This is a genomic window from Teredinibacter waterburyi (assembly GCF_001922985.1).
Taxonomy (GTDB): Bacteria; Pseudomonadota; Gammaproteobacteria; order Pseudomonadales; family Cellvibrionaceae; genus Teredinibacter; species Teredinibacter waterburyi.
The window spans coordinates 97,725-124,207 of record NZ_MRUH01000022.1; the positions used below are offsets into that span (position 1 = coordinate 97,725).

At 49.8% G+C, this 26,483-nt stretch carries 18 protein-coding genes; 13 read left to right on the top strand and 5 right to left on the bottom strand.

The genetic code is table 11. The features are described from left to right. Positions 1 to 374: 374 nt before the first annotated feature. Positions 375 to 2,660, bottom strand: coding sequence for a primosomal protein N' (locus IDZ20_RS03390; RefSeq protein ID WP_245792077.1), 2,286 nt, complete (start codon positions 2,658 to 2,660; stop codon positions 375 to 377). 288 nt (positions 2,661 to 2,948) lie between these two features. Between IDZ20_RS03390 and rpmE the strand changes: the two genes are divergently transcribed. Further along, positions 2,949 to 3,158 carry a 50S ribosomal protein L31 gene (rpmE, locus tag IDZ20_RS03395; RefSeq protein ID WP_188150023.1) on the top strand — a complete coding sequence of 70 codons (210 nt, stop codon included), beginning with the start codon at positions 2,949 to 2,951 and terminating at the stop codon, positions 3,156 to 3,158. Between the two features lie 116 nt (positions 3,159 to 3,274). On the opposite strand, the gene IDZ20_RS03400 is transcribed toward rpmE, so the two are convergent. Further along, positions 3,275 to 5,947: a penicillin-binding protein 1A gene (locus tag IDZ20_RS03400; RefSeq protein WP_188150024.1), complete on the bottom strand. Its 2,673-nt coding sequence runs from the start codon at positions 5,945 to 5,947 to the stop codon at positions 3,275 to 3,277. 153 nt (positions 5,948 to 6,100) lie between these two features. Here IDZ20_RS03400 and IDZ20_RS03405 point away from each other — a divergent pair, with 153 nt between their 5' ends. The 12 genes from IDZ20_RS03405 (at position 6,101) to IDZ20_RS03460 (ending at position 23,609) form a co-directional block, all read left to right on the top strand. After that, positions 6,101 to 7,168 (top strand): pilus assembly protein PilM, encoded by a 1,068-nt coding sequence (locus IDZ20_RS03405; RefSeq protein ID WP_188150025.1) that lies wholly within the window; start codon positions 6,101 to 6,103, stop codon positions 7,166 to 7,168. Position 7,169: 1 nt separating this feature from the next. Beyond that, a complete protein-coding gene (locus IDZ20_RS03410) occupies positions 7,170 to 7,736 on the top strand; it encodes a PilN domain-containing protein (RefSeq protein ID WP_188150026.1) in 567 nt (188 codons plus the stop codon). Position 7,737: 1 nt separating this feature from the next. After that, the gene (locus IDZ20_RS03415) at positions 7,738 to 8,367 is read left to right on the top strand and encodes a type IV pilus inner membrane component PilO (protein WP_188150027.1); all 630 of its coding nucleotides are present in this window, start codon (positions 7,738 to 7,740) and stop codon (positions 8,365 to 8,367) included. Between the two features lie 2 nt (positions 8,368 to 8,369). Further along, positions 8,370 to 8,903 carry a pilus assembly protein PilP gene (locus IDZ20_RS03420; RefSeq protein ID WP_188150028.1) on the top strand — a complete coding sequence of 178 codons (534 nt, stop codon included), beginning with the start codon at positions 8,370 to 8,372 and terminating at the stop codon, positions 8,901 to 8,903. A gap of 5 nt (positions 8,904 to 8,908) precedes the next feature. Beyond that, positions 8,909 to 11,113, top strand: coding sequence for a type IV pilus secretin PilQ (locus IDZ20_RS03425; RefSeq protein WP_188150029.1), 2,205 nt, complete (start codon positions 8,909 to 8,911; stop codon positions 11,111 to 11,113). A gap of 2 nt (positions 11,114 to 11,115) precedes the next feature. Next, on the top strand, positions 11,116 to 11,619 hold the full coding sequence (gene aroK / locus IDZ20_RS03430; RefSeq protein ID WP_188150030.1) for a shikimate kinase AroK: 504 nt from the start codon (positions 11,116 to 11,118) through the stop codon (positions 11,617 to 11,619). Positions 11,620 to 11,723: 104 nt separating this feature from the next. Beyond that, positions 11,724 to 12,806, top strand: coding sequence for a 3-dehydroquinate synthase (gene aroB / locus IDZ20_RS03435; protein ID WP_188150031.1), 1,083 nt, complete (start codon positions 11,724 to 11,726; stop codon positions 12,804 to 12,806). 63 nt (positions 12,807 to 12,869) lie between these two features. Continuing rightward, complete coding sequence (locus tag IDZ20_RS03440) at positions 12,870 to 14,465, top strand: SPOR domain-containing protein (protein WP_188150032.1); 1,596 nt, start codon at positions 12,870 to 12,872, stop codon at positions 14,463 to 14,465. 390 nt (positions 14,466 to 14,855) lie between these two features. Next, positions 14,856 to 19,325 (top strand): glutamate synthase large subunit, encoded by a 4,470-nt coding sequence (gene gltB, locus IDZ20_RS03445; protein ID WP_188150033.1) that lies wholly within the window; start codon positions 14,856 to 14,858, stop codon positions 19,323 to 19,325. Positions 19,326 to 19,415: 90 nt separating this feature from the next. After that, on the top strand, positions 19,416 to 20,834 hold the full coding sequence (locus tag IDZ20_RS03450; RefSeq protein WP_188150034.1) for an FAD-dependent oxidoreductase: 1,419 nt from the start codon (positions 19,416 to 19,418) through the stop codon (positions 20,832 to 20,834). Between the two features lie 9 nt (positions 20,835 to 20,843). Beyond that, positions 20,844 to 21,914, top strand: coding sequence for a uroporphyrinogen decarboxylase (hemE, locus tag IDZ20_RS03455; protein ID WP_188150035.1), 1,071 nt, complete (start codon positions 20,844 to 20,846; stop codon positions 21,912 to 21,914). A 333-nt stretch (positions 21,915 to 22,247) separates the two neighbouring features. Beyond that, the gene (locus IDZ20_RS03460) at positions 22,248 to 23,609 is read left to right on the top strand and encodes a cyclic di-GMP phosphodiesterase (RefSeq protein WP_188150246.1); all 1,362 of its coding nucleotides are present in this window, start codon (positions 22,248 to 22,250) and stop codon (positions 23,607 to 23,609) included. Here the strand turns inward: IDZ20_RS03460 and asd are convergent. The 3 genes from asd to rsgA are packed head-to-tail and all read right to left on the bottom strand — an operon-like array spanning position 23,606 to position 26,418. Next, positions 23,606 to 24,475 carry an archaetidylserine decarboxylase gene (asd, locus tag IDZ20_RS03465; RefSeq protein ID WP_188150036.1) on the bottom strand — a complete coding sequence of 290 codons (870 nt, stop codon included), beginning with the start codon at positions 24,473 to 24,475 and terminating at the stop codon, positions 23,606 to 23,608. The two genes, IDZ20_RS03460 and asd, sit on opposite strands and share 4 nt — an antisense overlap. Continuing rightward, positions 24,472 to 25,362: a sulfurtransferase gene (locus IDZ20_RS03470; RefSeq protein ID WP_188150037.1), complete on the bottom strand. Its 891-nt coding sequence runs from the start codon at positions 25,360 to 25,362 to the stop codon at positions 24,472 to 24,474. The genes asd and IDZ20_RS03470 overlap by 4 nt, the downstream gene beginning before the upstream one ends. Positions 25,363 to 25,395: 33 nt before the next feature. Then, entirely contained in the window at positions 25,396 to 26,418 is a 1,023-nt protein-coding gene (gene rsgA / locus IDZ20_RS03475) for a small ribosomal subunit biogenesis GTPase RsgA (protein ID WP_188150038.1), read from the bottom strand. Positions 26,419 to 26,483 lie beyond the last annotated feature (65 nt).

Genomic DNA, 26,483 nt, shown 5'->3' on the forward strand with positions numbered 1-26,483 from the left:
GTTCGCACTGCTTTTGTTCGTGCCACTCCTAATCAGGCTGCTCTCTAAAAGTTACCACGACTAAAAAAGTTATTAGGGCGACATTTTAATGTCGCAGTATAGCTTTGTATCGCAAGGAACGCAGCGATGTATAAATATGGGCCGATAGACCGAAATAAACTGCCGCTAGACTACCACAAGATAGGTTTTGATTAAGGGAATTAACACGCTTTATTATTGACTTACAGTTGTTACCTCATCTGATATCGAGGTTTTGTATTGCCAGTCTTTACCGATGTTTGGTGGTAGTGGATACCGGCATCGACGAAGTTCGCCTAGCTTGGTTTCGGGGCGATCCCCATGCTTGATGAATTTTTCCTAAATCGGGCCCTCAATTAAAGTTCGAGTGCATCGACGTCGATAGACCAGCGCGTGCGGCGCGATAATGCGTGTTGATCTAGCTCGAAAATCACCTTTCGTAACAGTGTTTGTAATTTAGCTCGAGTCTGAGCGCGCACTTCAAATTGGTAGCGAAAGCGATCGTTTAGACGTTCCATACGTGCGGGTACGGGGCCTAGGTATTGCATTTGCGGGCTGGGCTTGGTGTGTTTGGCGCAGGCTCTTGCGACGAGGGAAAGGAATTCTTGGGCGTTTTCCGCGCGTTTAGATTCCGCGCGAAAAACGGCTAGATAAGAGAAGGGTGGTTGATTGCATGTTTGGCGTTCGTTGAGCAGTTCTCGCGCGAATCGATGGTAGCCGCGGGTTAGTAATAGTTCCAGCGCAGGGTGTTCGGGGTTGTGACTTTGGATCAGCACCGTGCCCTTGGTTTCTGCTCGTCCGGCGCGGCCCGCCACTTGAATAATAAGTTGCGCCATTCGCTCTAGCCCGCGGAAGTCAGAACTGAACAGCCCCTGATCGGCGTCGGCAATGATGACAAGTGCTAGATTGGGCAGGTGATGACCTTTCGCAAGCATTTGCGTGCCAATTAAAATCATCGGGTCGCCGCCTTGGATTTCCTCTAAACGATGCTCGAAGGCGGACTTTCCGCGAGTCGAGTCTCTATCGATACGGTGCACGGGAATGTCTGGAAATTGGCTCTGCAGCCAAATTTCAGTTTGCTCGGTGCCTTGCCCTTGAGGTTCTAGTTCACGCATTCGACATTCTGGGCATTCACGCGGTATCGGGCGCTGGGCGTCACAGTGATGGCAGTGAATGTGCGGCGGATGACGGTGAAGTGTCATCTTCGAATCGCAGTTTCGGCATTCGGCGGACCAGCCACAGTGATGGCAAAGTAATGCCGGGGCGTAGCCTCGCCGGTTAATAAATACTAATGCTTGCTGCCCTTGGGCAATGGTTTGTTGGAGTGCAACCAAGGCCTCGGGGCACAAACCTGCGTTCAGCTGTTTGCCCTTTAAATCTAACAGTTTTACGCGCGGCGGGACGGATTTTCCGGCGCGCTTGGTGAGTCGAACATGTTCGCTGCGGCCGCGAATGGCGTTATTGAGGCTTTCTAGTGACGGCGTTGCAGAGCCTAGAATGACTGGTATTTCGAGTTGACTGGCGCGATAAATAAGGAGATCGCGGGCGGAGTAACGAAAGCCATCTTGCTGCTTGAAGGAGAGGTCGTGTTCTTCGTCGATAATAACTAAACCTAAATCCTGCATTGGTGTTAGCGACGCGAGTCGAGTGCCGATGACGATTCTGGCGATACCGTCGCGAGCGGCCTGCCAGCCTGAGGTGCGCTTGGCTTCGGATACGTTGGAGTGAAGTTCGGCGATCTCGCAATTAAAGCGCTGTTGAAAGCGGCCCAGGGTTTGTGGTGTTAAGCCTATTTCGGGGACGAGCACCAGTACTTGTCGGCCAGCTTGTAACACTCTGGCGGTTAGCTGCAAATAGACCTCTGTTTTACCGCTGCCGGTAGCGCCCTCTAGTAAATAAGTGGCGTACTTGTGGTAGCGGATCGCGTCGACAGCAATTTGTTGTTCCGAATTCAGAGGTAGTGGCGCTTGCTTTAGCAGTTGTATGGGTTCTTCGTTTGGCTTGTGTAGACTGTTAATTTTGTCCTTGTCGAGATTGAAGTCTTCAATCAAGCCTTTTGCCTGCAAGGCTTTGAGAGCGCTGCGCGGGATGTCGTGAGTGTCGAGTTCATCATCGGCGAGCCAGCGATTTGCCAGCAGGTGTTGATGGGTAAGCTGTTGTTTAGGGGAGCGCTTGAGTGCATCGTTTGGCAACCCGAGGCCTTCAGTAGTGTGGCGCCAAGCTTTGCGTTGCGGCGCTAGCTTTCCCTGCCGCAATTGTTGCGGAATACTGCTTTGCAGGACTTCGCCTAGGGGCGCTTGGTAATAGTTGGCGGCCCAGGAACAGGTGGCTATGGCTTCGCTGGTCAGTATAGGTTTTGGGTCGAGAAGACTGTCGATAGCCCGTATTTTGTCGGGATTGATGCTTGGTTGTTGATGGCAGCTTGTGATAATGCCGATGAGCTCTCGATTGCCAAATTTTAGCTGGGCGCGACGCCCGATAAAGTCTAGTGGTGCCGCAGCTACCGTTGGCACAAGGCTCGCTGGTACTAGGTAGTCGAAGAGCTGCCGCATGGGAACGGGAATCGCAACGGCGAAGTACCAGTTGGCGCTGCTGGAGCTCTGTGGCAATAGGCTGGGTGTGGTCAAATTCATGTCGCGCATGATACGAATCTGCCTCGAAATTAACCACTACTAGTTTAGCGGCTGACTAGTTTAGCTGACGCCACACGCTAGCCACTAGTAAATAAGCAAGCAGCAGCGTTAAATTCCGGGATAATAAATCCCTGTTGAGCGTTTGCAGGACTTGTGCTGCATTTTTATTCTGGTAGTATTCGCGCTCTTAATTTCCCCTTTCGGGGTTATTGCGACCGATTAACGCGATACCGTGCTTGGCAAACGATCAGGTGGCGGTATCCAGAAGCGCCTAAATTAGGCGGCAGAGGCAAAATCATGCAAGAAGCTATTCAACCAAAGTACGGCCCAATGAAAGCTACCTGTAGCTGTGGCAATGTTATTGAAACTCGCTCGACTATGAAGAAAGAAATTCTTCTCGACGTATGTTCAGCTTGTCACCCGTTTTACACTGGTAAGCAGAAAGTTGCCGATACCGGTGGTCGTATCGATCGCTTCAACAAGCGTTTTACTCGCCGCGCGAGCTAAGTTAAGCGAAAATTCGCTTTTAGTTCAGTGTCGATAAAAAAACCGAGCCTAGTGCTCGGTTTTTTTATGGGAGAACGAAAGCCACTCGATCGCTCGAATGGCGCCAAGTTGAATAGCTAGAATAGCTCTTCGGTTAGGATTTCTTCTGCGCCGTAAGGAGATGCTTGCTGGGTTGGGGCGTCTTTTAGCTCGGGTACATTTTCACTGCGAAATATTTCGAAGATTGCATCTGGGTCGTCCGAGCGCGCTCTGTCTCCAGTTTCGGGGTCAATTCTTACGGTCACCAAACCTGCGGGTTGTGGGCGCTTGTATTCTGGTGTGTTGGCTAAAGCGGTACGCATAAAGTCGATCCAGATAGGCAGCGCGGCCGATCCGCCGTATTCACGTTTGCCCAGCTCGGTATTGGCGTCAAATCCTACCCACGTGGTAGCGGCAACGCTGGCGCTATACCCTGAAAACCAAGCGTCTATAGGGCCGTTAGTGGTTCCCGTTTTCCCTCCTAGGTCAGTGCGGCCCAGAACCTTGGCGCGAACTCCTGTACCTCTTTGGATCACGTCTTTTAGAATGGAGTCCATGATATAGGCGATGCGGTCGTCTAGGACTTTTGGTGCGCGGGGGTAGTCAGCAGGTTCCAGGGTGCCGAGCAGGCTTTTGATATGAAACGATAGCGCGAAAGGGTCGCCTGTGAGCTCAAAAGTTTCAATATAAGGGCCGTTCAGCGAGGCTGTTGGCAGGGGCTCTGGCTCTTCTGCTTGGGCGCTGCTCGGTGAGTTGGATTCTACGCGGAGCGGTGATTGTAGGTTTTCGTTCTCAATCTCGGCGTCGCAGTCGCGGCAAACGGTGCGTGGTTGAGCCTCAAATACGACTCTTCCATCGGTATCAACAATACGCTGAGTCAGGTAGGGCTCAACCTGATAGCCGCCGTTGGCAAAAACGGCATAACCTGTCACGACCTCTAGGGGGGTGAGGCTGAGGCTGCCTAGGGCGAGGGTTAAGTCGCGCGGCAGATCCTTTTCGTTGAACCCGAACCGATTCATGCCGGAGATCGCGTTGCCTATGCCGATCTCTTGGAGGATGCGGATCGATACGAGGTTGCGCGAGCGATATAGAGCTTTGCGAAGGCGGGTGGGCCCGTCAAAGCGGCCACCATCGTTTTCGGGTCGCCACGTACTTTCTAGCTTGGCGTCGTCGAATACGATGGGTGCGTCGTTGATAATTGTCGCCGGAGTCATACCGTTTTCGAGCGCGGCGGTGTAGACGAAAGGTTTGAAGTTGGAACCCGGCTGGCGCTTCGCTTGAGTGGCTCGATTAAAGTGGCTTTGGCTGAAGTCAAAGCCGCCTACCAAAGATAGGATCGCGCCATTTTCTGGGTTTAGGGCGACGAGCGTGGCCTGAGCTTCGGGAACTTGACTGAGCTGCCAGTTGTTATCGGGAGTTTGTTTTAGGCGTACTACGTCGCCAAGGGCGACAACGTCTGACGCTGTAGTTGGGCTCGGTCCGCGGGTGTTTTCATTGATGTAGCGGCGGGCCGCTGAGATGCCTTGCTCCCACTCAACTTTGCGCAACGAACCGTCGGCGAGAGTGGCTGTGAAGCTTTGTTCGTCTAGGGTGACGACCGCGGCTGGTAGGAGGTCTCCGTATGCCGGTATATCGGCTAGAGACTTATGCCACTGGAGTAGAGTTTCTTCGGGAACTTGGCTAAACAGCGGGGTAGGCAGGCTGTCTTCTGAGTCTGCGCCTGGGGCGTCACTCTCTGGCGCTTCGGTTTCCGGCCTCACCTGCAGGACGGTACTGGAGCTAAGCTCTAGCTGGAGTTCTGGGCCGCGATAGCCGTGACGGCTGTCGTAAGTAAGGAGCCCATCGACTACCGCTTGTTTTGCGCTATTTTGAAACTCGCCATTAACTGTCGTATATAAGCTGTAACCTTCTGTATAGGCTTTCAGTCCAAATAGGCCGATTGCTTTAGCGCGTGCCATTTCGGCAACGTAGGGCGCGTCTACATCGTTAATACTGCGGTGGTACTCCGCCGAGACCGGCTCCAGAACCGCTTGGTTGTATTGCTCATCAGTAATTTTATTTAACTCTAGCATTCGCCCCAAAATCCAATTCCGTCGTGCTAATGCTCGGGGCGGGTTGACTATCGGGTTCATTATCGATGGCCCTTTCGGGAGCCCTGCGATCATGGCAATTTGAGCTAGACTTAGCTGGTGAAGTGATTTGCCGTAATAGACTTGGCTGGCGGCTTTTATTCCGTAGGCGCGGTTGCCGAGAAATATCACATTGACATAGAGCTCTAAAATTTCTTCTTTTGTGAGCTCCTTCTCAATACGAAAGGCGAGCAGGATTTCATTAAATTTACGTGCGAAGGTTTTGCGCCGCGATAGAAACTCGTAGTTGCGCGGTATTTGCATTGTGATGGTGCTGCCGCCTTGGCCTCGCTCGCCCGTGAGTATGAGCTGAGTAGCCGCACGCAGTATACCTTTGAGCGAGACGCCAGAGTGTTCGAAGAATTCGTTATCCTCCGCCGCAAGCAGTGCATCAATATATTGCTGAGGTATCTCGTCAAACTTCACGGGGGAGCGTCGTCGCTCGCCGAACTCTGCGATAAGGTCGCCGTCAGCCGTGTAGATCCGAAGAGGTGTTTGGAGCTTTACGTCGCGCAGGCTGTCGATTGCGGGCAGCTCGGGACTAAGGTAAAGGTAGAGTCCGGATAGTACGCAGAGCACAGAGCCTGCAGCTGCGAACATCAACCATAGAGCGATGGAAAAAAGGCGCTTGTTTAATTTCATTTGATAGCTAGTTTTCGAATAATGGGTCAGAAGTTGACGTGGTTGGCTATTATAAGACCTTTTTCACACTTTACCTATGTAGTCTCTAGTTGCAGCTTGTACTTAAAGTGCTATAACATAAACATAACCTAAGTAGCGGATATAGATAGAAAAATGGGTATTCTCAGTATATTCGACAAGAAAAAGAAGCCTGTACTCGGCCTTGATGTCAGTTCAACCTCGGTAAAACTGCTGGAAATCAGTCAGCAGGGTGATGGCTATCGGGTCGAGAACTATGCCGTCCGCCCTTTGCCGCCTAATGCGGTTGTCGAAAAAAACATAAATGACCTCGAGGCTGTATCGCAAGTAGTGAAAGCGGTCGTCCAGTCGTCGCGCACTAAAATCAAAGATGCGGCCGTTGCTGTCGCTGGCTCATCGGTGATCACGAAGATTATCGAGATGCCCGGCGATCTTAGTGAGGACGCGCTCGAAACACAGATTTCCTTAGAGGCGGATCAGTATATCCCCTATCCACTTGAGGAAGTTGCGATCGATTTCGATATTCTCGGCCCCTCCGCAAAAAATCCAGACCAAATCAACGTTTTGCTGGCGGCTTGTCGCAGAGAGAATGTTGACATTCGAGTGAGCATGCTAGATTTGGCCGACCTCAAACCTAAGGTGGTGGATGTTGAGGCCTATACGATGGAGCGCGCGTTTGCTTTGATCCAAGAGCAGTTAGAGGATCAAGAAGAGCAGGTGGTTGCTATTGTCGATATTGGCGCAACCATGACAACACTCAGCGTTTTGGTTGACGGAAAGACTATCTACACCCGCGAGCAGCTGTTTGGTGGGAAGCAACTGACCGAGGAAATCCAGCGTCGTTATGGTTTGTCCGCAGAAGAAGCGGGCTTGGCCAAAAAACAAGGCGGTTTGCCGGACGACTATGAGCCTGAAGTGCTTGAACCCTTCAAAGATGCCGTGGTGCAGCAAGTGACGCGTTCGCTGCAATTCTTCTTTTCATCAAGTCAGTATAATGATGTCGATCATATCGTGTTAGCTGGTGGTGTAGCTGCATTGAATGGTCTGGCGGGCCTGATCGAAGAAAAGCTTGGGACGTCCTCCACCGTTGCCAACCCTTTTGCCAATATGTCGGTTTCATCGCGAGTAAATCACGCAGCGCTGTTAAACGACGCTCCCGCGCTTATGATTGCCGCGGGCCTAGCTATGAGGAGCTTTGTGTAACATGGCTCAGATTAACCTTTTACCATGGCGAGAAGAATATCGCTTAGAGCGCAAAAAAGAGTTTTTGTCGCAGTTGGCGGGTGTGTGTTTGCTTGCTGTCGGCGTCAGTTTTCTGTGGATCAAGTCAGTTGATGCACAGATCAGTACTCAGAATGAGCGCAACCGCATGCTGAACGCCGAAATTTCTCAGCTCAATGAGCAAGTGAAAGAGATTAAGACCCTTAAGAAAGAGCGATCTGAGTTGTTGAGTCGAATGAAGGTGATTCAGGCTTTAGAGGGAACTCGCTCAATCATTGTTCACTACTTTGATGAGTTCACCAAGGCTATACCCGACGGCGTATTTATCACGTCACTATCACGGCGTGGCAATTCGTTTCAGATCGAAGGTATAAGTGAGTCGAATAATAGGGTGTCAACTTTTATGCGACAGCTCGATGAGTCGGAGTGGTTTTCCGATCCCAACCTGCGCTCAGTTACCGCATCTCCGGCATATGGCAATCAGGCTAGCGAGTTCAAGATGCAGCTTAAAGCCGTGATTCCCGACGAATCTAACGATGGGGATAAATAGCATGGCTGATCTCAATAAGTATATCGAGCAGCTACAGGACTTTGATGTAAACAACATTGATTGGGATAAGGTCGGTGTTTGGCCTGCCCCAGCCCGCGCCTTCCTTTGTATTGTTGCCGCCGCCGCAATTATCTTTGGCGGTTATATGTTGTTTGTAAAAGATAAGAATGTGAGCCTTGCTTCTGCGCAAGCAAAAGAATCAGAACTTAAAACCTCATTTGAACGCAAAGCTTTTGAAGCCGCGAATTTAGAGCGTTATAAAAATCAGATGGTGGAAATGAAGGAGACTTTTGGTGCCCTTGTGTCTCGCCTGCCTACTGACACTGAGGTGCCAGGTTTACTTGAAGATATTGACGATAAAGGTGTGGATAGTCGTTTAACTATTAAAAGTATTGCGTTGCAAAACGAGGTCTCCACAGAGTTCCATATAGAGTTGCCAATAAAAATTGTGGTGAGCGGGGGGTATCATGAGTTCGGTGCTTTTGTGAGCGGTATCGCTGGTATGCCGAGAATCGTTACCTTGCACGACTTCACGATATCCAAAGAAGCCAAGAAAAATGCCGCGGGTAACAGTGTTTTGTCTATGGATATCTTGGCCAAGACTTACCGTTACAAATCTCAGGACAAATAGTGATGAATATTTTATTGCGCACTTCCGGTCCGCTGATTTTCGTGATGTTGCTCGCTGGGTGTGGAGCCGGTGATGAGTATGAGGATCTTCAGCAATATATCACTGAGATTCGGAAACGACCCGCGGGAAAAATCGAGGAACCACCAACATTCCGCCCGTTTGAAGCTTTCGTTTATGCGACAGCTGCGAACCGAAGCCCGTTTGATCGCCCGGTCGATATCGCACAGCGTATCGTTCTCAGTTCCGGCGAGAGTGTAAAACCTGATTTAAATCGTGAAAAAGAGTATCTAGAGAAGTTCGACTTATCCGCATTGGCGATGGTAGGGACGCTCGAGAAAGATGGCACGCTATGGGCGCTTATTGCGGACAGTAGCGGCGTTATTTTTCCGGTTACAACAGGAAATTACATTGGTACTAACCACGGTAAAATTGTCGAAACTGATGAGTCGAAAATTGAAATATTGGAGATTGTCTCTGACGGTCTCGAAGGCTGGCTCGAAAGACCTAGCGTTCTCGCTATTACAGAGAAGGATTAATTAGCATGTTCACACGAAAATATAGCGTCCTACTTGCGACACTACTACTGGCGGCTTCGGGCCTTGCTAGTGCCAGTACCTTGCAGGATATATCCTTCTCAGAGCTGCCCGGTGAGCGGGCTGAGATAAGGCTCGCATTTGACTCGCCGATTAGTGCCCCCCAAGGCTATTCGATAGATCAGCCTGCGCGAATCGTGCTTGATTTCTCTGATGTTGAGAATGGCTTGCCGCAAAAGAAATATCCCATGAATGTTGGTGACGTGACCGGTGCAGTGGTAGTCGCCGGTGGTGGTAAAACGCGGTTAATTATTAATTTGGCAGCTGCAGCTCCATACGTATCACGTCTTTCTGGTAGTGAGTTGGTTATAGAGATTGGCTCAGAAGCGTCGGTATCGTCGGTTCCTCAATCTAGTGGCCAGACGGCAAGCAATGTTGCCACTAGTGATTTTGCAGCACCAGTCAAAACAAACAAGGCTGTAATGTCAGGCCCAGCGATTACCGGTGTCGACTTCCGTCGCGGAGACGCAGGTGAAGGTCGCGTTATTATTAATTTGTCAGATGCTAATGTCACTATAGATATCGAAGAGGTATCTAGTGGTATTGATATTCGTTTTATGGGTGCGGATGTCCCTTCCGAGTTGCGACGAAAGCTGGACGTAATGGATTTTGCCACCCCAGTAAAAATGCTAACCACTGCGGTCGATTCTGGTGGTGCGTTGGTTAGCATAAACGCCGAAGGTGAATATGATTATTTGGCTTACCAAACCAATAACGAGTATGTGGTAAGTATAAAGCCTTTGACGCGTGCGGAGCTGGAAGAGAAGAAAAAGCAGTTCGCCTATACCGGTGAGCGCCTTTCGGTTAACTTTCAGGATATTCAGGTGCGGTCGGTATTGCAGCTTATCGCTGATTTTACCGATTTGAATCTGGTGGCTAGTGATACGGTTTCTGGCAGTATTACTTTACGTTTAGATAATGTTCCCTGGGATCAGGCTTTAGATCTTGTTTTGAAAACTAAAGGTTTGGATAAGCGTCAGATCGGCAATGTCTTGATGGTTGCGCCTGCCGCTGAGATAGCTGAGCGAGAAAAACAGGAAATCGAAACTCAGAAGCAGCTGCAAGAATTGGCACCTATGCGCACAGAGTATATTCGTATTCGTTACGCTAACGCTCGCGAACTATTTAATCTGTTCGTTGGAAGTGCTGGTAAAGGTGGCGCTGGCGCTGGCGGCGCCTCGTCCGGTGGCGCTGGAGGTAATGCTCGGAATTCAACTGGAAGTATTTTGTCTGATCGAGGTCAAGCTATTGTTGATGAGCGTACCAACTCAATTATTCTCACCGATACGGAAGAAAAGATTAACGACTTTAAGCAGTTGGTCGATCGGATAGATATTCCTGTAAAACAGGTAATGATTGAAGCGCGAATAGTTATAGCGAACTCCGATTTTAGAAAAGAGCTGGGCGTGCGAATGGCCGGCGATGCAGTAAAGACCAATTCATCTGGCAGTCATGTACATGAATTTACCGGCTCAATGGAGGGCCTGTATGCAAACGAAGATGGCGGTGTTACCGGCACGTTTTATGATACTAATGGAGATGGCGAGCTAGGCAGCCATGTGTTCCCAGCTAACTCCTTAGTTGATCTTGGAGTGTTTGGTGCGAATGGTAATATCGCGTGGAATATTATAAGCGGTAACTTCTTGCTAGGGCTCGAGCTGTCTGCACTGCAAGATACCGGTTTTGCCGAGATTGTATCTCAGCCAAAAGTTATTACAGGCGACAAGCAGCAGGCAACTATCGAGTCGGGTTCTGAAGTTCCTTATCAGGAGGAGTCTGCTAGTGGCGGTACGACCACGGCGTTTAAGGATGTTGTTCTTAGGCTTGATGTTACGCCTCAAATCACCCCTGATAACCGTATTATTATGGAGCTTAAAATTGACCAGGATTCGGTTAGTGGGGTTGCGGCGAATGGCGTACCTATCTTGGATATTACACACCTTGAAACATCAGTGTTGGTCGCTGACGGCGACACCATAGTGTTGGGTGGTATCTATCAAACGGAAACTATAAAGGGGGAAAGCAAAGTCCCCTTGTTGGGCGACATCCCTTTTGTTGGTCGTCTATTCCGAAAAGATATTCAATCCGAAGATAAGCGCGAGCTTTTGATTTTTGTGACCCCGCGTATTATGAAGTCAGACTTCTTAGAGTAGTCGTGAGCCAAGCCATTTTTTTAGTCGGTCCCATGGGGGCCGGCAAGTCTACAATCGGTAAGTTGCTCGCGCAGAGGTTGGGGTTAGAATTTCTGGATACTGACCATGTTATTGAAGCGCGTACCGGTGCGGATATACCGTGGATTTTTGATGTTGAAGGCGAGTCTGGGTTTCGTGATCGAGAGACTTTAGTCCTGCGGGATCTCGCGGATTTACAGGAAGCTGTAATCGCTACTGGGGGTGGTATCGTTACTCGGCCAGAGAACTGCGATATTTTGAGAGATGCTAAGCATGTTATTTATTTGACTGCTGGAATTGATCAGCTCGTCGAGCGAACCTACAAAGATAAAAAAAGACCTTTACTCCAAGTGGAAGATCCAAAAGCACGTATCGTTGAATTATTCAACGCGCGCGATCCACTCTATCGCGATGTTGCTACTACAGTCTTAGTGACCGATGGCCGCAGTCCGCGTGGCATAGTACAAGCTATTGTTGACTCGCTTTAGGCGCGGTCTTCGTCAACTGTTGGATGCATCCCAAACGCTTATATAGTCGCTATAGCTAAGGTCAGCTACAATGTTGGCCCCATTCATTCAAATTAGCTTAGCTTATGACTTTACGCACTATTACGGTCGACTTAGGTGATCGCAGTTACCCTATATTTATCGGTGAGAATTTGCTTACCAATCCCGAATATTTTCTCCCATACTTGGCGGCAAGTCAGGTGCTTGTCGTCACTAATGAAACCATTGATCCACTCTATTCTAAGCAGTTAAGGCAAGCGTTAGCGGGTGTGGCGAAGCTTGATTGGGTGGTGTTGCCGGATGGTGAACAATTCAAAACCCTCGAGACGTTAAATCAAATATTTGATAGCTTGTTAACGGGGAAGCACAACCGGAAAACAACGTTGGTGGCACTTGGTGGCGGTGTGATTGGCGATATGACGGGGTTTGCGGCCGCAGCTTATCAGCGCGGCGTGAACTTTATTCAGGTGCCCACTACGTTACTTTCTCAGGTCGATTCGTCCGTTGGGGGCAAGACGGGTGTTAACCACGCCTTAGGTAAAAATATGATCGGCGCATTCTATCAGCCGCGCAGTGTCATTATTGATACCCAAGTGTTAGCGACTCTGCCAGATAGAGAGCTGTCTGCAGGGCTTGCGGAGGTAATTAAGTACGGCCTAATCGCGGATATTCAATTTCTCGAATGGTTAGAGTTGAATCTGGAAAGGCTGCTGGCCCGAGATTCGGATGCCCTTGCCTATGCGATTGAGGTGTCCTGTAAGACCAAGGCTTGGGTGGTAAGCCAGGATGAGCATGAGTCAGGTATTCGAGCGATATTGAATTTAGGTCATACTTTCGGGCATGCGATCGAGTCATCTCAAGGTTATGGTGTTTGGGTTCATGGCGAGGCTGTGGGCGCTGGTATGGTGATGGCGGCGGATCTGTCTAATAGGTTGGGGTGGATTGATCATCAATTTTATCGCCGTGTAGTCAACCTTATTAAGGCGGCAGGTTTGCCAATAGCTCCACCCAAAAATATGACTCCTGAGGTTTTTCTTAGTTATATGTCGGTGGATAAAAAAGTACTGGATGGCAGTTTGCGATTGGTTTTATTGCGAGAGCCTGGCAAGGCAGTGGTTACAGAAGATTTCCCTGCTGAACTATTGCAGCAAACGTTAATGGCATTTTAATGGTTCAAATTCACGAAGTGCGTGATTTCGAAGCATACATAAATAGCACTGGGGTTGGTTTGTATGGATGGGCATCTAGGACGCGAATTAGACAGTAAAGCGCATGGCGCCGGAGCAGTCACGTCGGATGATGGCGGCTCAGCTGATTCTTCGGGTCCCGTTTTTTCGACGCCAGCGCTACAGGCTTTAATCCAACAGATGGTTCATCTTGTCGAATTTGGTGAGGGATTACCGCTTATCCAGGCGGTGTCTGGGGCAGGTAAAACCACCTTGCTCGCCCAGCTCCACTCGCAACTTCAGCATCACGACTACGTCGCTTCAGTAGCCGTTGTCGATGGGGAGTCGGCGCTAGAATTTGTTGAGAAGATCGCGGATGGGTTTGGTTTAGGTGGTGTTGTTGGTGATGACGTAGGCGAGGTTATTGCTGAGCTTCGCCACTTTGCGCAAGCGCTTGTACACGATCAGAAGAAGGGTATCCTACTTGTCGATGACGTGCATTTTTTGGATGACGCGGCGTTGGGCGCTTTGGTGAGCTTGTTGCAAGGGCATGGCGAGTCTGGTTATGGGCTTGGCGTAGTGATGGCCTCGGAGCTAGGCTTGGTCGAGAGAATCGATGCGCTGGGAGTCCTTGAGGTTCCCGTCTACGACTTTGATGTGCCGGAATTTTCGCCATCGGAGGTTGGTAAGTTCTTGTCTTTGCACTTTGGGAATATGCAGGCCCATACCAATTCATTGACGCCAGAATTGGTACAGAGTTTTTGGACTAGGTCTGATGGCTATCCTGGCCGAATCTTGGCGTTGGTGAAAATGGAGTTGTTAAAGTCCGAGCGCTCAACGTCGGTTAGTCGCAACGCCGGTAGTTGCGATCTTTCGTGGTGGCAGCGGGCCGCTACTTTGCCTCTAGGGCACGTCGCTGCGGTTGCGGTATTGGGTACTGTTTTAGTATGGGCGTTGCTATTTCGCGGTGGTTCTACACCGGTTAGCGACTCCAGCGAGACGCGTCGAGTTGAAACTTTACAGATAACGGCTAAATCCCCATCAATTGAGACCTCGAAGCCAGAATCTAGCGTAGTTCGTACTTCTGAGGCCGCATCTACGGAAGATTATTCTGGAGGGCAGGTAGCGATTGAGGATGATTCGATGGGTGATGGCGGCTCACCTCTATCCCTCGGGCAAGACCGGTATCTCCCTCCAGCGCCAAAGCTAGGCGAGGACGCGGATGCGCGAGCGGAATTGAAGGCTGATCGTGTGGGAGTAGCGAAGAGTATCGCCTCATCCAGCACGAAACTGGCGGTCGACGCACCAAGTTTGGGCGCAGCTGGTATCGTGCCCCCTAAATCGAGTGCTTCACCGAAAGCTTTAGCCGACGAACGTTTTTTGCTATCTCGTAAAGACTCGGAGTATACGCTGCAAATATTGGCCGCTAGTCAGCGTGAGTCCCTTGAGGGCTTTATTGCACAGCAGCCTAACCGTGACGACCTCTATTTATACCGTGGGCAGCGAGAGGGTAAGAACTGGTATGTCGTTGTCGCTGGCGTCTATCCTACTCGAGCAGCAGCCATTGTGGCGCGTAACGCTCTACCTGAACGGCAACGTAAAGCTGGCCCTTGGCCTAAGGCGCTGTCGACGGTTAAGGTTGAGATCTCTTCCGTTCGCTGATTTTTCGCGAATTTAACGAAGTTTCGACCCCCTCAAAATAGGGGGATCGCCTATAGCTCTTGCCTTAGACCATAACTGCAGTTAACATTCAGCGCCCAATTATCAATAGCCCCTCTGACTGGGGCTTTTTTGTCTTGCGGCGGCGCTATCTAGGTACCTTACTCTCTAGTAAAGTGTCGCTGGCGGGACGCATAATCAGGGGTAACCGATCGGTTTACAACTGAGCTATCTCTGGGCAAGCGACTTATAAGCCCTTCGGATCGAATTGTGCATAGTAGACTTTTGCGCCGTATCTCCTCCGAATTTTCTAACGGGAATTCGTAATACAATAGCCGCCAACGTAAAGTTTTCGGTTGTTGCTAAATACAAGAATCAGCAGATAAGAAGTGAATGAAAATAGTGAATGAGCCAAAAACAACCGGTCTCTACCGGGTGGATGAATTTAAAGACAACTGCGGTTTCGGACTGATTGCTCACCTCAAGGGGAAGCCTAGTCACAAGCTGCTCACCACTGGTATTGAAGCCTTGACCTGTATGACGCACAGGGGCGGCATCGCCGCGGATGGCAAGACTGGCGACGGTTGTGGTTTGTTAATTCAAAAGCCTGACAGTTTTTTGCGCGCGGTCGCTAAGGACGAGCTGGGGTTCGAGTTGGCTGAACACTATGGCGTTGGCTCAATAATGTTGAGTAACGACAGCGAAAAGGCAGAAGCCGCTAAGACGATCGTTGCCGAAGAGCTGGCTCGTCTTGGTTTGGCCGACATCGCTTGGCGAAAGGTTCCGACCGATTCAAGTTGCCTTGGTCCAATTGCGCTGGAAACCTTGCCGGCTATATACCATTTGTTAGTCAATTCAGCTGAGTCGAGCGAGCAGGAATTGATGTCGAAGTTGTTTGTCGCGCGCCGTAAGGCGGAGATTCGATTAGCAAAAGATCCTTCGTTTTACATTGCGAGCTTAAGTCACAAGGTGTTGTCGTTTAAGGGCCTGATGATGCCTGTCGACTTACCTATTTTCTATACAGATTTGGCAGATGAAAGATTGGAAACCGCGATTTGTGTTTTCCACCAAAGGTTTTCTACCAATACCTTGCCGCAGTGGCCGCTAGCGCAGCCGTTCCGTATGCTTGCTCACAATGGTGAAATCAACACGATTATGGGGAATCGCAATTGGTCTGTAGCGCGAACTAAAAAGTTCCAGACGCCATTGTTGCCTGATGTGAATGATATCGTTCCTTTGGTGAATCGCACTGGGTCGGATTCCTCGAGCCTCGATAACATGCTTGAGTTGTTGTTGGTGGGTGGCATGGATTTGCATCGGGCCGCTCGCATGCTAGTGCCGCCCGCTTGGCAGAACGTCGAGCATATGGATGGCGATTTAAAAGCCTTCTATGAATTTAATTCGATGCATATTGAGCCTTGGGATGGCCCGGCTGGTCTGGTGCTAACCGATGGCCGTCATGCGGTCTGTACTCTAGATCGCAACGGTTTGCGTCCGTCGCGTTGGGTAATCACAAAGGACGACATCATTACCGTCGCCTCAGAAATTGGGGTTTACAAATATAAGCCTGAAGATGTCGTGTCCAAAGGCCGGCTTGGTCCAGGCCAGATACTGTCGGTCGATACCGAAACCGGTACCCTTAGCCATACCCAAGATATTGATGCTATGTTAAAGGTGGGTCAGCCCTATCAAGCATGGATGAAAAAGCACGCCTTTAGAATCGAATCTAGCTTGAATCATGAGTTACCCGAGACGCAGCTAGATGACGACGCGGTTATGTCCGCTATGAAATTGTTCCAGGCTAGCTTTGAGGAGTGCGACCAAGTTATTCGTCCGCTCGCAGAGGCCGGCCAGGAAGCTGTAGGCTCTATGGGTGATGATACCCCTATGGCGGTCTTATCTCAGAAACGCCGCTCGGCCTACGATTATTTTCGACAGCAGTTTGCCCAGGTAACTAATCCGCCGATCGATCCTTTACGGGAAGCGATCGTAATGTCTTTGGAGACTTGTATCGGTCGCGAGCTATCGGTATTTGACGAAACCGAGCATCACGCCGACCGCGTGATTTTGACTAGCCCGATTTTGTCTCCAGCCAAGTTCAACGCGCTGATGAATCTAGAGCGTGCCAACTACGCGGCAACCGAGATTGACCTGAATTACGACCCAAAACGCCTAAATTTGTATCAGGCTATCGAACTGATGCTCGAGAATGTCGTTACTCAAGTTAAAGCGGGGAAAACACTTGTGGTGTTGACCGACTTTAACATTGCTGCTGACAAACTGCCGATACACGCATTGCTTGCGACAGGTGCTGTCCACCATCATCTGACCAAAGAAGGGTTGCGCTGCGACGCTAATATTATTGTCGAAACCGGCACTGCACGCGACTCACATCATGTTGCTGCGCTTATAGGTTACGGCGCTACTGCCGTTTATCCATACCTAGGCTATTACATAATTAACCGGCTTATCCATTCTGGCGAACTCGTTGCGGATTATGCTGATGCGAGCAAGAACTACCGTAAAGGCTTAGATAAAGGCTTGCTTAAGATCTTATCGAAGATGGGTATTTCTACCGTTGCATCCTATCGCGGCGCACAGTTGTTTGAAGCTGTAGGTTTGGCCGAAGAGGTTGTTGAGACTTGTTTCCCTGGAACGCCTAGTCGGATTAAGGGGGCGGATTTTAGTGACCTTGAAGCCGATCAAAAGTCGCTTGCTAAAGACGCTTGGAAGCGTCGTAAACCTATCGAGCAGGGCGGCCTTCTTAAATATGTGCACGGTCAGGAATATCACGCTTACAATCCGGATATTGTGCAAACCTTGCATAAAGCGGTGCGCTCTGGCGATTACGCGGACTGGCAGAGCTACGCCAATCTGGTCAATCATCGTCCAGTTGCAACGCTGCGCGATATGCTCAAGCTCTCCGATCAAATCACGCCGATTGCCATCGACGAAGTTGAGCCTATTGAGTCAATCCTAAAGCGCTTTGATTCGGCGGCTATGTCGCTTGGTGCTTTGAGCCCTGAAGCTCACGAAGCACTAGCGCAGGCAATGAACACGCTCGGCGGGCGTTCCAATAGCGGTGAAGGCGGTGAAGACCCCGTGCGCTTTGGAACCAATAAAGTGTCGAAAATCAAACAGGTCGCCTCCGGCCGGTTTGGCGTGACGCCACACTATTTGGTCAACGCTGAGGTGCTGCAAATTAAAGTTGCACAGGGCGCTAAGCCTGGTGAGGGTGGTCAGCTGCCCGGTGGCAAGGTGAACGACCTGATTGCGCGCTTGCGCTATTCTGTTCCTGGCGTCACGCTTATTTCGCCTCCGCCGCACCACGATATCTATTCTATCGAAGATTTGGCGCAGCTTATTTTTGACCTTAAGCAGGTTAATCCTAGCGCGTTGGTGTCGGTTAAATTGGTGTCCCGTCCTGGCGTCGGTACCATTGCCGCGGGCGTTGCTAAGGCCTATGCCGACCTGATTACAATTTCGGGCTATGACGGTGGTACGGCGGCAAGTCCGTTGACGTCTATTCGTTATGCGGGTTCACCTTGGGAACTAGGCTTGTCGGAAACTCATCAAACTTTGCGCGCTAACGACTTGCGCGGCAAGGTGCGCGTACAAACGGATGGTGGTTTGAAGTCGGGTTTGGATGTTGTTAAAGCCGCGATTCTAGGTGCTGAGAGCTTTGGCTTCGGAACGGCCCCAATGGTTGCATTGGGTTGTAAGTATCTACGTATTTGTCACCTGAATAATTGTGCTACCGGCGTCGCTACACAGCAGCATTTATTACGTAAAAATCATTATGTAGGCACTGTTGAAATGGCGATGAACTTCTTTAAGTTTGTTGCCCAGGAAACACGTGAATGGATGGCGAGTGTAGGCGTTCGAAGTCTTGAAGAACTGATCGGTCGAGTTGATTTGCTTGAGGCTATTGATGGTAATACAGAGAAACAGCGCAAGTTGGATTTAAGCCCGATCATATATACAGACGCATTTTTGCAGTCGAAGCCGCAATTTTGTCAGCAGCCTAGAAATGCACCGTTTGATAAAGGTGAGTTGGCTGAACGTATGGTAGAAACCGTTTTGCCTGCTATTGAAGCTAAGTCTGGCGGTGTTTTTGAATTCGATATTACCAACTGCGATCGCTCCGTTGGGGCGCGCATGAGCGGTGAAATCGCCAAGCGACACGGCAACCAAGGTATGGCCGACAAACCGATTGAACTGCACCTCAAAGGTATTGCTGGTCAAAGCTTCGGTGTGTGGAATGCTGGTGGTTTGAACATGTACCTCGAAGGCGATGCCAACGACTATGTCGGTAAAGGTATGGCTGGCGGTAAGTTGGTGATTCGTCCCCCTCGCGGCTCGTCTTTCAAAAGTAATGAAACTAGCATCATGGGTAATACCTGTTTGTATGGTGCAACTGGCGGCAAGGTGTTTGCTGCAGGTGGTGCTGGTGAGCGCTGTGGTGTCCGCAATTCCGGGGCACATGTGGTTGTCGAGAGTGTTGGCGATCACTGTTGTGAGTATATGACCGGTGGCGTTGTTACAGTGCTCGGTGAAACGGGCGTTAACTTCGGCGCGGGCATGACAGGCGGGTTCGCCTATGTGCTGGATGAGAAAAATAACTTCGTCGACAAGTACAACCATGAATTAGTCGATATCACACGAGTAAACACCGAGGCACTGGAAGCTCATCGCAATCATTTGCGTGGTGTTATTGAAGAGTTCGTCGCGGAAACAGAAAGCGCATGGGGACAGAACATACTGGATGATTTTGATAATTACATCGGAAGATTCTGGTTAGTCAAACCCAAAGCAGCAGATCTCGAGAGGATGTTGCACAGCGTAAAAAAGCGCGGAGAGTAGTTCTCGCCGATAGCTCTAAGAGTTAACGGCTCAGCAAAGTATTTTACTCACTCACTAATGTTTGGTGGGTTTAGAGATAGGTTTAACGGCATGGCTGAAAGATTAAACAACAATTTCCAGTTTATCGATGTTGGGCGCCAAGACCCAAACAAGAAAGATATTGGCACTCGCAAACATGAATTTGTGGAAATTTACCAACCCTTCCAAGAAGAGCAGGTGAAGGATCAATCGCACCGTTGTTTGGAGTGTGGTAACCCCTATTGTGAATGGAAGTGTCCGGTACACAACTATATTCCTAATTGGCTAAAACTTGCCGCAGAAGGTAACGTAATCGAAGCGGTAGAGCTTAGCCATCTCACTAACTCTCTGCCCGAAGTGTGTGGTCGTGTGTGTCCGCAAGACCGTCTTTGTGAAGGTGCTTGTACACTTAATGATGGTTTTGGTGCCGTGACGATCGGCAATACTGAAAAATACATCACAGATACAGCCTTGGCGTTAGGCTGGAAGCCCGATATGTCCAAGGTGGTTTGGACGGATAAAAAGGTCGCCGTTATTGGCGCCGGTCCAGCCGGTATTGGCTGTGCCGATGTGTTGGTGCGCAACGGCGTTAAACCGGTTGTATTTGATCGTCACCCAGAGATTGGCGGGCTGTTAACGTTTGGTATACCGGAGTTCAAGTTAGAAAAAACGGTAATGCAAAAGCGCCGTGAATTGTTTACAGAGATGGGCGTTGAATTTCGTTTAAACATCGAGGTCGGTAAAGACATTTCCATGGCAGAGCTACTCGAAGAGTACGATGCCGTCTTTATGGGGATGGGAACTTATACCTACATGAAGGGCGGGTTCCCCGGCGAAGACTTAAACAATGTTTATGATGCCCTGCCGTTTTTAATTTCGAATGTAAATCGCAATCTGGGTTTTGAAAAAGACCCGGCCGATTTTATTAGTGTTAAAGGGCAAAAAGTTGTTGTTCTTGGTGGTGGTGATACCGCTATGGATTGTAACCGTACATCGATTCGTCAAGGTGCCGAAAGTGTTGTTTGTGCCTACCGTCGCGACGAAGAAAATATGCCAGGCTCACGCCGCGAAGTTGCCAACGCTAAAGAAGAAGGCGTTGAATTTATGTTTAACCGTCAACCAATAGCAATTGTTGGGGACGACAAGGTAGAGGGCGTAAAAGTTGTCACTACTCGTATGGGGGAGCCTGACGAGAACGGTCGTCGTCGCCCAGAAGCTGTTCCAGATAGTGAAGAAATTATCCCTGCAGATGTAGTGTTAATTGCTTTCGGTTTCCGTCCTAGTCCAGCGCCTTGGTTTGGCGATCACGATATCTCGGTTAACAGCTGGGGTGGAGTTGAGGCGGCAGAAGAGCAAGAATTCAAGTTCCAAACATCAAACCCTAAGGTCTTTGCTGGCGGTGATATGGTGCGCGGATCGGACTTGGTTGTTACTGCCATCTGGGAAGGTCGCGAAGCGGCTCAGGGTATTCTCGACTATCTGGATGTGTAAATAACGCAAATGACTGAATTAAAAAACGACCGATTTTTACGAGCGCTGTTGCGTCAACCTGTGGATGTAACACCTGTTTGGATGATGCGCCAAGCGGGGCGTTATCTGCCTGAATATCGTGCTAGCCGATCTCGGGCTGGCGACTTTATGGCACTGTGTAGCAATCCGGAGCTGGCTTGCGAGGTTACCTTGCAGCCGTTGGAGCGCTACCCCCTCGATGCAGCAATTTTATTTTCCGACATTCTCACTATTCCGGATGCAATGGGCTTGGGGTTGTATTTTGAGCCTGGTGAAGGGCCGCGGTTCAAAAAGCCAGTGCAAACAGCCGCCGCAATTGAAGCCCTTGACGTTGTCGACCCCTATAAAGATTTGGGTTATGTGGTAGATGCGGTATCAACCATTCGCCGCGAATTAAATGGTCGAGTACCCTTGATTGGTTTTTCTGGAAGCCCTTGGACTCTGATGACCTATATGGTTGAGGGTGGTTCTAGCAAAGATTTTCGTCGCGCCAAAGCGATGCTTTACGATCAACCAGAAGTGGCCGGCATGTTGTTGGATAAGCTTGCCGACTCGGTCATTGCCTATCTCAATGCACAAATTAAAGCAGGCGCGCAGGCGGTGCAGATCTTTGATAGTTGGGGTGGCGCGCTAGCTCACGATGCCTACTTAAAGTTTTCATTGGCACCGATGAAAAAAATTATTGCGGGCTTAATTAAAGAGCACGAAGGACGGCAAGTACCGATCATTTTGTTCACTAAAGGTGGCGGACAATGGTTGGAGCCGATGGCCGATTCTGGGGCTACAGCTCTCGGATTAGATTGGACCACGCCTATCGCGAATGCCAAGGCACGGGTGGGCGGTAAAGTCGCCTTGCAGGGGAATATGGACCCTTCTGTATTGTATGCGAGCCCCGATCGTATTCGCGCAGAGGTAGCCAGAATACTGTCTGAGTTTGGTCGGGGTAATGGTCACGTGTTTAATTTAGGTCACGGTATTACGCCCGAAGTAGATCCGGAGCACGCCGGTGCGTTTATTCGTGCGGTACATGAATTCTCCGCACAGTATCACGCTCAACCTTAACCTGATTGTTGATGCTATAGCTGGTCATACCTATCAGTTGTAGCGTCTTATAGCTCTTAGGTCTAAAAGTTCTTTGCTGCTTAAGCCCCAGTCAGCAATTTCTGAAACCCGTTGGTCGTCCCTCCTTACGTCTATCCCCGTTTGTCCATTATACTTTCCGAGAGCTATACATTAGCTAAAATGGCGAACTTTATGGTAACTTTGATCAGTTATGGCAATTTTTAATCTTTAAGCTTCATTGGGGTTACGGTTGCAGATGGCGCTTTAGCTTTTGGCTAGAGTAATTTAGAGTTTTTGCGCATACAAGTGCATGGCGTGACTGAGGGTACGTTTTTGGGAATTAAGCAGGTTAAAATCGATGTCAACGAGCTTACGGTTGGCATGTTTGTATCTGGTTTGGATCGCCCGTGGACGCAAACTCCGTTTCCGCTGCAAGGCTTTTATGTTCGTGATTTAGATGAAATTAAAGAGCTTAAAGTACACTGTAATCACGTTTATATCGATGTTGCCAAGGGTTCCTCTCCGGTCAAAACAAATTTACGTCGTTTAACCTCTAACGCTGGTTCCTCGCGCAAAGCTATGCGCGCGGCCAAACAGTCCCGTATTTCCGATGTGGCCCCCCTGAAAATTAGACGCGATGTTTATCGTGAGGTCGCACCACTTGAAAAAGAAATTGCGCCAGCACGGGAGCTACACCAGCAGGTATACAATGCTGTGGGTGCTGTTATGGAGCAGATTGACCAGCAGCATCAAAACGTTCCGATTCATGAGACTAAGCGTGTTGCTAGTCAAATGGTCGACAGCGTATTGCGCAGCCCCGATGCTTTTACCTGGCTTAGTCGGGTGCGAGAAAAAGACCAATATACTTATTCTCATGCGGTGCGCTCTGCTGTTTGGGCTATTCTCTTTGGCCGCCATATTGGCTTACCCAAAAACGATTTAGACGTACTTGCAATGGGTGTACTGCTAAAAGACATCGGCAAAACGCGTTTGCCTAAGCATTTACTTGAGAGTAAGTCACGCACACCTACCGAGCAGGAAGCCTACGAGAAGTTTATCGAATATGGTGTGGAGATTTTACGCAAGTTACCAGATGTTCAGCCGCGTGTGACCTCCGTTGTTAAAACCCATTGTGAGCGGGTAAACGGCAGCGGTTATCCGCAGCACTTGCGAGCAGATAAGATTCCGCTCCTCGGTAAGATCGCGGGGATTGTTACTTTCTATGATGAAACGGTTAATCCGCGTGGTATTGACCAGCCGTTATCGCCGTCAAAAGCGGTTGCCAAGCTTTACGAATATCGAGAAATCGAATTTCAAGAGGAGTTGGTGGTTGAGTTTATTCGCGCTATTGGACTTTATCCTACCGGTACCTTGGTGGAGCTTTCAACCGGCGAAGTTGCCGTGGTTGTAGAGCAAAATTTTTCTCGACGTTTAAAGCCAATCGTTATGGTTGTCTTAGACACCTACAAACAGGCATTATCTAAGCCGCTACTAATGGATTTGGCTGCGGAAGAGCGCACCAAACAAGCCAAGGTTGACGCTGGTAAAATACTCGCGTCAGAGGTAGAGCGAATAGAAATTGTGCAAGACCTTGAGCCGGGTGCCTACGATATCGATATCGCTGGAATTCGCGATAAATACATCAGTCGTAAGCAGGCAAAAGGCCTGTTCTCACTATTTAAGCGCGGTGGTTAAGTCGCGCTTATTGGCTTAGAGTAAACACCCAGCGATTGCCCCATCTTAACTGCAGAGCCAGCAACTACGTCTGAGCCCCAATCTACGGCACCTTTTGGAAATAGAACAACCGCGGTGGAGCCTAGCTTGAAACGTCCCATTTCGGCGCCCGAAGGGAGTTCGATGGGTTCGGAAGCGGTATAGCTGAACTTGGTTGTTTTGTTGCCGCGAGGAGCGATTTCACCTGCCCACACCGTTTCGATTGAAGCAACGATCATGGCCCCAACTAAAACCACGGCCATAGGCCCAATCGCTGTATCAAAAATCGTGACTACCCGCTCGTTGCGGGCGAAGAGTGCATCGACGTTATCGGTGGTGGTTGGGTTCACCGAAAATAACGCGCCGGGCACATGAGTCATTTCGCGCAACTTTCCGCCCAGCGGCATATGAACGCGGTGATAGTCTTTTGGTGAGAGGTAAATCGTACAAAACTCGCCATCTTCAAATTCTGCGGCTAGAGCGGAATCTCCGCCGAGCAATGCTGTACAGCTAAAGCTTTTCCCCTTCGCTTGAAAAATAGCGTCTCTATCTATCTTGCCGCGTTGACTAACTGCCCCATCTGCAGGGCAAATAACATTTTCCGCTGTGTTTGCGAGCGGGCGGGCGTCGGATTTTAAGGCGCGCACGAAGAAGGCGTTAAAACTGGCATAGGCGTTTAGGTTTTCTTCCTCCGCTTCAGCCATATTGACTTGATAGTGATCCGCAAAGGTTTGAATGAAATAGCTTTTTAACCAGTTGTTGCGAGAGGCGGCAAGGCGGCCGATAAGTCGTGAGATCAGGTGTTGCGGCGCTAAATACTGCAATGCGATAAAAAAATAAGACTTCATAATCGACTCTGTTCGACGGGTGTATCTGGATGGTTTCCCCACTCGGCCCAAGAGCCGTGGTAGGCCTTAATATCAAAGTTTAAAATCCGGCCAACAAGGTAAGTAAAGCCTGACCGATGGTGGGATTGGCAATGGGTGACAATCTCTTGTCCTTTGCGAATACCCAGCATCCCTAGTCGTTCCTCAGCATCTTCCCGGATGCGGTAGTGATGGTTTGGGTCCATAAGGTTGGTCCACTCACAATTGATTGCACCCGGGATGTGGCCGCCTTTCTTGGCAAAGACTTTATCCCCTCGATACTCCTCCGGTGAGCGAGCGTCCCATACGGTAAAGTTTGGGCGGCCGAGATTGTTAAGAATATCGGGGATTTCTGCAACCGGTTGATGATTTATTTTCAACGCGGGGTAGGTGGGCGGAACGTGATTTTCATTTTGCTCAAGCTCTAAACCCGCTCCGCGCCAAGCAAGCATGCCGCCGTTTATGTAGGAATAGTGTTTGTGGCCGATAACATCGAGCGTCCAGATAAATCGCCCAGCCCAGCCACCGCCCTCGTCGTCGTAAACAATGAAATGCGTATCGGGTGTCAAGCCAAGGTGACCGAATAAACGCTGTAGCTGACTGAATTCCGGCAGTTTTCCGGGCGCAATTCCCTGTCCGGAAAACAGCGCTTGCACCGGCAGGTGTATGGCGCCAGGAATATGACCTGTTTGATACGACTGCTCTGCACAGAGATCAATAATCCGAATAGGGATGCGATCACTGGCGTCAGCTAAGGCTGGGGTCTCGCTAGTGGTTTCAGGCTCTTGTTGGAGTAGGGCATTGCGTTCCTCTAGGAAGCCGGCAAGTTGCTCGGGTTCCAACAGTAGCGGCAGGATTGACGAAGTCATGAGTCTAAATTCTCCGGGCTGGCTCGGCGACGGTTAGGGGCTGCTAGGGGCACGTACCGAGACATCATTTAGCGATTCAACAATGCGAAGGTAGCTTTCGAACCTAGTACTACAAATGGCGCCTTTTTCTAGGGCTTCCGCTATAGCGCAGTGCGGTTCGATTTGATGTTTACAGTCACGAAACTTACAGTGACCCGCAAGCTCGCGTAATTCGACAAAACCATAGATCACCTCGGCAGCATCGAGATGCCACAACCCAAATTCACGAATGCCGGGGGAGTCGATACAGTCACCGCCGGATTCAAAATGGTAGAGCCGTGAGTGCGTGGTTGTGTGCTTGCCTTTACTGACCTCTGCAGACAGTTCGCCAACTTTTAATTCTTCATCTGGCAGCAAGGATTGAATTAGCGACGATTTGCCAACCCCAGACTGGCCGACGAATATGCTTGTTTTGTCCTGCAGTGCTGTTTTTAGATCGCGAAACCCATCGAGTAGTTTCGCGGACACCTCAATTACGTTGTAGCCGAGTTGTGTGTAGATTGCGGTTGTCGCTTCCATTTTTGTTCGCTTTTCGGCTTGGAGCAGATCGCTTTTGTTGATCAAAAGTACTGGCGTAATATCGAGGTTTTCTGCTGCTACGATATATCGATCAATCAACCCGGCGAAGGGTTCAGGCTCTGAGGCAATAGTGATCAGCATGGTGTCGATATTGGCGGCGACTGGGCGCATCTTGCCGTAGATGTCCGGGCGATAGAGCCTGTTGCGGCTGGGTTCGATCGATGTGATTACCCCTATATCATCGCTAGCGCGCCATACTATGCGGTCACCGGTAACAAGTTCTTTAATGTTTGCGCGGATGTGACAGCGGTGCTTTACGCCATGCTCATCTTCAATTTCGGCTTGTTTGCCATAGTGAGTAATAACCAATCCGCGCTGCTCTATACCGAGCGATGTATCGTCGGTTAGGCTATCCGAATCTCGTGCTTTTCGTCGCGAACTTTGTTGCTGAGCGGCAATTCGGCGCGACTGCTGGTGGGTGAGTTTACGTTTACTCACGGTTGAGCAAATGTGTGAGTGGGACAGGTAAGCGGTAAGCGAGCGGGTAGTTCTGGCAAATGGGG